Annotated in this window: 3 protein-coding genes; 2 read left to right on the forward strand and 1 reads right to left on the reverse strand. The window is 62.2% G+C overall.

The window, feature by feature from the left end:
* Window positions 1–4447 (reverse strand): beta strand repeat-containing protein (locus FEM54_RS19555; protein WP_171045870.1); only part of this gene is annotated, 4447 nt, incomplete at its 3' end.
* Window positions 4448–4749: 302 nt separating this feature from the next.
* Between FEM54_RS19555 and FEM54_RS19560 the strand changes: the two genes are divergently transcribed.
* Both FEM54_RS19560 and FEM54_RS19565 read left to right on the forward strand, forming a co-directional pair.
* Window positions 4750–6558, forward strand: a complete 1809-nt coding sequence (locus tag FEM54_RS19560) for a monovalent cation:proton antiporter-2 (CPA2) family protein (RefSeq protein ID WP_017139633.1) — start codon at window positions 4750–4752, stop codon at window positions 6556–6558.
* Window positions 6559–6630: 72 nt separating this feature from the next.
* Window positions 6631–7188 carry a DcrB/PsbP domain-containing protein gene (locus tag FEM54_RS19565; protein ID WP_017139634.1) on the forward strand — a complete coding sequence of 186 codons (558 nt, stop codon included), beginning with the start codon at window positions 6631–6633 and terminating at the stop codon, window positions 7186–7188.
* The last annotated feature ends 57 nt before the right edge of the window (window positions 7189–7245 follow it).

Raw genomic sequence — 7245 nt, forward strand, 5'->3', positions numbered from 1 at the left:
CATTAAGGGTCAGGTTGGCCGCGCCATCCTTGACCAGCGCGCCGGTGCCCGTGAGCAGGCCACCCAGGGTCAGGTCATTGTTGCCAGCCACCGTCAACGCAGCGTTCAGCACAGCACCATTGCCGATGCTCAGCGCGCTGCTGTTATCGAGCGTCGAAGCACCCCCCACCGTCAGGTTGCCCAGGCCCAGCGCGAGGTTATTGCCCAGGGTCAATGTGCCCGCGTTCAGCGTCATGCCGCCGAGGTAGGTATTAGCACCATTGAGGATCAGGTTGGCTGCGCCATTTTTCGTCAGGCTGCCAGCACCATTGATTGCACCGCCCAAGGTCAGGTCAGCCGTGCCGCCTATACCCAGGTTGCCTGCCAGGTTGATCGCGTTATTGGCAGTGACCGCCGCACTGGCATCCAGTGTCGTGCCGCCAGCCGCATTCAACGCGCCAGCGCCCAAGGCATTGTTGGCGGCCAGGATCAGCCCACCCGCGTTCAAGGCCACAGGCCCGAGGAAAGTGTTACTTGCGCCCAGGGTCAAAGTGGCCGCGCCGTTTTTGATCAGGCCGCCAACGCCGCTGATCCCGCCATTAAAGGTCAGCGCGTTGCCGCCCGCGACAGTGGTGTCGCCGTTCAAGAGCACCGTGTTGCCCAAGGTGATGGCAGCATTACTGTCCAGTGTCGTCCCGGCCGCTGTCGTCAACAGGCCGCCGCCCAGCGCAGTGTTGCTACCGACGATAAGCGCGCCGCCATTGAGCAAGGTGCCACCGGTATAGGTGTTGGCGCCGTTGAGCACCAGGGTGCCGGTGTCGAGCTTGTTCAAGGTGCCGGCGCCATCGATATTGACCCCGACGGTCGCGGTTGCGCCCGGATCTACACGCATCGATACATTGCCACTGCCGCCATTGATCGCAGTCAATTGCCCGCCTGCGCCGCTGACCAGGCTGTAGCCGTCGGTGACAAACTGCAGGCCGGTAAAGGCTTGCGGGCCTTGCACGGTGACCGTACCGGCAGCACCGGTGAACACCGCAAAGCCACTGGACCAAGGAGAGTTGGTCAAGCCGTCGGCGGACGTCCAGTTGGTACCGCCGGCGGTCCAGGCGCCCGTGCCGCCATCCACCACGCCGTTGGCGATAGCTTGGCTGCCGTCCCAGAAGCGGATATTGGGCGCCGACACCACCAGGTTGACCTGGTTGCCGACCGAGGTTTGTACCAGCAGATCGCCGAGGCCATAACCCACGGGAACACCCGCTACCGTCAGGCCACCGGTCAGGCCGCCGGTGTAGTTGATCAGGCGATAAGTGCCCGCGCCAAAACCACCGGCATCGGTGACGTTCAGGTTGCCGGCGAGCGCCACGTTACCGCCGACATTGAGCAAGGAAGTGAGGGATGGCGCACCGAGGGCAACATCCAGGTTGCCACCCGCGACCATGTTCAGTGCACCGGCTGACAAGGTATTGCCGCTGCTCAAGGCCAAATGGCCGCCGTTATTGACGTTCAGCGCACCCAATAGCGAACCGGTACCGGTCAGCGTACCGCCGTTGTTGACATTGACCTGGGCGCTGGCCAGGGAACCACTGAGGTTCAAGGTGCCTGCATTGATCGCCGTGTTGCCAGTGACGCCATTGATGCCGGTAAGGTTGAGAGTGCCGGTGCCGACCTTGATCAGCCCGCCAGCGCCACTCAAATCACCATCAAACGTACTGGTGGTGTTGACCCCGCCAACGGTCAAGCTGTTGGCGCCACTCAGTTGCACGCTACCGCTGCCGCTCAAGCCGGCCAGGCTGACGTCGGTGGCCAGGTTGACCCCGGCGCCCGCACTCACGTTAACCCCGGAAGTGCTGCCCAAGGCATTGGCATTGAGCAACGTCAGGCTGCCGGAGACCACGTTCACGGCGCCGGTGAAGGTGTTGTTGCCGGCCAGGGTCAGGTCGGACAAGCCATTTTTGATCAGGTTGCCAGCGCCGCTGACCACGCCGTTCAGGCTCAGGTCGTTGTTGCCGGCGACCGTAAGGTCAGCATTCAGCGCAATGGCATTGCCGATGCCAAAGGACGCGCTGGTGTCCAGGGTCGCCGCACCGCCGACGGTCAAGGCGCCGCTGCCCAGGCCATTGGCGTTGCCCAGGGTCAAGGTCCCGGCATTGAGGGTGGTGCCGCCGCTGAAGGTGTTGTTGCCGTTGAGGGTCAGGTTGGCCAGGCCACTTTTGGTCAGCGGCCCTGCCCCACTGAGCACACCCGCCAGGGTCAGGTTATTGGTACCGCCGGCCGTCAACCCGGCGTTGAGCACAACGTTGTTGCCCAGGCTGAATGCCCCGCTGCTGTCCAGCGTCGACGCGCCGCCAACGGTCAAGTTACCCAGACCCAGGGCTGAGTTGGAGCCAGCCGTCAGGGTGCCCGCATTGAGCGTGGTGCCGCCCAGGAAGTTGTTGACGCCGTTGAGCACTAGATTGGCGGCGCCGTTTTTGGTCAGGCTGCCAGCGCCATTGATCGTACCGGCCAGCGTCAGGTCGGCGGTGCCGCCAATGCCCAGGTTGCCGGCCAGGTTGACCGCGTTGGCGAGGGTCACCGCCGTCGTGGCGTCCAGCGAAGTGCCCGCAGCCGTATTCAGCGCGCCCGTCCCCAGGGCGGTGTTGGTGCTGAGCAACAAACCGCCGGCGTTCAGCGACGTTACACCGCTGCGGGTGTTGTTACCGGCCAGGGTCAGCAGGCCCGCGCCGGTTTTGGTCAGGCCGCCGACGCCGGACATCACGCCGCTCAGGGTCAGTGGGTTGGCGTTGAGCAGGCTGAGATCGCCGGTCAAGACGACATTGTTGTTCAGTAATGAGGCGCCACTGGTGTCCAGGTTGGCAGTACCTGTCACATTCAGGTTGCCGCTGCCCAGGGCATTGTTATTGCCCAGCACCAGGGTGCCGGCGCCCAGGTTGGTGGCGCCGCTGAAGCCGGTGTTGACGCCATTGAGCGTCAGGCTGCCCGCGCCGCTCTGGGTAAGCCCACCATTGCCGGTAATGGCTCCGTTCAGGCTCAGCGTACCGGCCACATCGGTCGTCAGGTTGTCGTTAAGCGTGAACGTGTTGGCAAGGCTGACTGTGCCAGGCGCCTGCAAAGTCGATGCGGCCGTGACGGTGACAGCGCCGCTGCTCAGCGCCAGGTCATTGCCCAACTGCACCGAACCGCCGGACAGCGTGGTGGCGCCGGTGTAAGTGTTAGCGGCATTGAGGATCAGTTGACCCGTGCCCGTCTTGGTCAAGCCGCCGGTGCCCGAGAGCACGCCGCCCAGGGTCAGCCCGGTATTGGCGCCCTGGACGGTCAACCCGCCGGTGCCCAGCGTGAGCAGGTTAGCCAGCGTCAGGTTATTGGCCGTTGCCTCGATAATCCCGCCATTGGCGGTGATTGCCCCAGTACCGAACGTCGCACTGTTATCGAACTGCGAAATGCCACCATTGAGCGTTGTGCTGCCGCTGACCAACGGCCCCTGCAACGTCCAGGTGCCGCCGTTGATGGTCAGGTTGTTGAAGTTGACATAGGTGGCGCTGGACGCCGTGCCAGTGCCGCTGCTGCCGGTGGCGCCGGGGTTTTGCAGGATCAAGGTGTTGCTGCCGTTTGCGCCGCCATCCACCTGGCCGGTGGGGGCAAACGTCAGGTTTACGCCCAACAGGCCGCCGAGGCTCAAGCCGATACCGCCACCCGAGGACACGCTCGACCCGGTCACCGCCGTAAAGGTGTTGGTGCTGTTTGCTCCCATCGACACGCCGCCGGAAATGGTCCCGCTGTTGACGAAGGTATTACCCAAAGTGGACGCCTCGAAGGCAACCCGCCCGGTGAGCGTGCCACTGTTGGTCATGTTGACCTGGCCGCCACCTTGCACGGCGACCACTGGCGTGTCAGAGGCAAACAACGTAAGACCCAGCAACGAACTGGAGCCGAGGGTGCCGGCGTTGGTGAGGGTGGTGGTGCCACCGACGCCATTCGTGACGTTCAGCGCCGCACCACCCAACGAAGTCAGATTAAGCCCCAGCAGTGCGCCGGTACCGCGGATGATCCCGGTGGCCGTGTTGGTGATATTCACCGTACTGGCCGCGGTATTGCCCACCACCACACCGCCACTGAGCACGGATACAAACCCGAGCAGCGCCGGGTCGATGGTGCCGGAGTTGTTCAGTGTGGTGTTGTTACCGGTCAGGTTCAACGCAATGCCGCCCAACGTTGCGTTGAGCTGCGCGCCAGGGTTGACGTTGACCGTCAGGTCATTCACCGCACTCGAGAAGGTGTTCAGAAACAGCGGTAACGACGGCACCCCCGTACACGTCACCGTGGCACCCGCCGTGGGGCTTGCGGGCGAGCAGGCCGCCATCGCTTCGGGGCTTGCAAGGCCCATCACCAGCCCCGCTACGCCGAGGCGAATAGCAAGAGAAAGCGCAGAAATACGAGGTACAACGGCAGTAGCAAGTCTTTTATCCACGCTCAACTCCTTGTGGTCCAAGCCTTTCATCCATGGGTGCGTAGAAGCTCAACTTTATTGACCCACACGCATCGAATTCGAGATACCTGACCGTGGTGACAATTGATCCAATTTGTCGAAACGGTAGTAGACCTACAGAAAAGTCATTGAATTAAATGGTATTAATACTTTCGTAAACTCCCTGTCAGAATGGGATTACAGCCAGCATCCATTGACTGTCGCGACATAAATACAAGTTTCCAAATGTAAAAAAGGCGCTAATAACGCCCTGTTGATTCGCTTTAAAGATCTGGGAGATCTCAATGCCCCATGAAGGCAACCTGTTACAAGCAGCCGTGGTGTTCCTGCTCGCCGCTGTGTTGACCGTGCCTTTGGCCAAGCGCCTGCAATTGGGCGCCGTGCTGGGCTATCTGTTTGCCGGTGTGATCATCGGCCCGTCCGTGCTGGGCCTGGTGGGCAACCCGCAGAGCGTGGCGCAATTTTCTGAACTGGGCGTGGTGTTGCTGCTGTTTATCATCGGCCTGGAGCTGTCGCCCAAACGTTTATGGGTGATGCGCAAGGCGGTGTTCGGCGTCGGCCTGGCCCAGGTGGTGCTCACCGGCGTGGTGATGGGCGTGGCGGCGCTGTGGCTATTTGGTCAGCCGTGGAACAGTGCAATCGTGCTGGGCCTGGGCCTGGCGCTGTCCTCCACTGCCTTTGGCCTGCAAAGCCTGGCCGAACGCAAGGAACTCAACCAGCCCCACGGGCGCCTGGCCTTTGCCATCCTGCTGTTCCAGGACATCGCGGCGATCCCGCTGATCGCCATGGTGCCGCTGCTGGCCGGCAGCGATCACCCGACGACCGAAGCCCAGGGCGTGCAACACGTGCTGCAGATACTGGGCAGCATCGCCGTGGTGATCATCGGTGGGCGCTACCTGTTGCGCCCGGTGTTTCGCATCGTCGCCAAGACCGGCCTGCGCGAAGTGTCCACCGCCACCGCGCTGCTGGTCGTTATCGGCACCGCGTGGCTGATGGAACTGGTGGGTGTGTCCATGGCCCTCGGTGCCTTCCTCGCCGGGCTGCTGCTGGCCGATTCGGAATATCGCCACGAGCTGGAATCCCAGATCGAGCCGTTCAAGGGCCTGCTGCTGGGCCTGTTTTTTATCAGCGTGGGCATGGGCGCCAACCTCAGCCTGCTGCTCAGCACGCCGTTGATGGTGATCGGGCTGACCTTGCTGCTGATCGGCCTGAAACTGCCGCTGCTGTACGCCGTGGGCCGGCTGGTGGGTGACCTCAACCGCGAAAGCGCCTTGCGCCTCGGTATCGTGCTGGCGGCGGGTGGTGAGTTTGCCTTTGTGGTGTTCAAGATCGGCCGCGACCAGGGCCTGTTCGAGCCGCACCTTTACGATGTGCTGGTGCTGACCATCACCTTGTCGATGGCGGTGACGCCGCTGCTGTTGCTGGTGTGCCCCAAGCTGTTCAAACACAAGGCCAAGACCGTGGAGGTGCCGGAGGAATACCGCACCATCGAAAGCGATGCGCCCCGCGTGGTGATCGCCGGCATGGGCCGTATGGGCCAGATCGTCGCGCGGATCCTGCGCGCGCAAAACATCTCGTTCATTGCCCTCGACACCTCGGTGGAAACCATCGAGCTGACCCGCAGCTTCGGCGGCATGCCGGTGTTCTACGGCGACCCGCAGCGCCCGGAAATCCTACATGCAGCCAAGGTCGACCAAGCCGAGTTTTTTGTGATCGCCATGGACGACCCGGAAATAAATATCAAGACCGCCGCCCTGGTGCGCAGCCTTTATCCGCACATGAAAATCATCGCCCGCGCACGTAACCGCCAGCACGTTCACCGCCTGGTCGACCTGGACGCCTCGCCGGTGCGCGAGACCTTCTACTCCAGCCTGGAAATGAGCCGTCGCACCCTGGTCGGCCTCGGCTTGAGCCAGGCCCAGGCCGATGCACGCATTGATCGATTCAAAAACCACGACCACCAGTTACTCGCCGCTCAACACGCGGTGTATGACGACGCGGCCAAAGTATTGCAATCGGCCCAGGAAGCCCGCACGGAACTGGCGCGGCTGTTCGAGATGGACCGGCTTCAAGAGGAGTCCGACAAGGTGTGAACTTAGGGATGAACGATATTGCGAAATTTCTGACAGAATACGCCGCAATTTCGTTCATCCCTGGAGCGTTTCATGGCCACTTTCACCAAGACCGCCGTCCTGCTGGCCCTTGCGCTTACCGCCGGTAGCGTGTTCGCCGCCAGCAAGTCCCCTGCCACCCAGACCATCTCGACCTTGGGCGGCAAGTTCACCTTCAACCTGCCCAAGGCTTTCGTCGCTGACACGTTGCCGACTGGCAAGGTCGAGGATGGCACCGCCGATACCCAAGGCACGCTGTACGCGAACTCGACCACGAAAAGTGTTGTGATCGTCGCCGAAACCGTGCGCAACGATGGGGCAACCATCAAGGACAATGACCCGCAGTTTCTCGATGGTGCCGTGGCGGACTTCGTCAAGGACCAGAGCGCTGCCCTGCCCGACTTCAAGAAGCAAAACGAGAAGAAGCTGACCTTCAAAGGCCTGGGCCTGCGCCAGGTGGACAGTACGGCGACCCAAGGCGGTGGCAAGACCCTGAACTCCACATTCCTCGGCGGTTCGGGCAACCATCTGCTGGTGATCCAGGCGATTTCGCGGGCGGATGACGTGAAGGGGCATGCTGAGCTGGTGAAGCAGATTACCGGCGGCAAGTAACCTGGTTTAACAAACAACACACATCAACTGTGGGAGCTGGCTTGCCTGCTCCCACAT

Origin of the sequence: Pseudomonas edaphica (genome assembly GCF_005863185.1) — a bacterium.
Classification (GTDB): domain Bacteria; phylum Pseudomonadota; class Gammaproteobacteria; order Pseudomonadales; family Pseudomonadaceae; genus Aquipseudomonas; species Aquipseudomonas edaphica.

Excerpts from the sequence above, each read along its gene's own strand:
- FEM54_RS19560 (WP_017139633.1), top strand. The coding sequence starts at position 4,750 with ATGCCCCATGAAGGCAACCTGTTACAAGCAGCCGTGGTGTTCCTGCTC.
- FEM54_RS19565 (WP_017139634.1), top strand. The coding sequence starts at position 6,631 with ATGGCCACTTTCACCAAGACCGCCGTCCTGCTGGCCCTTGCGCTTACC.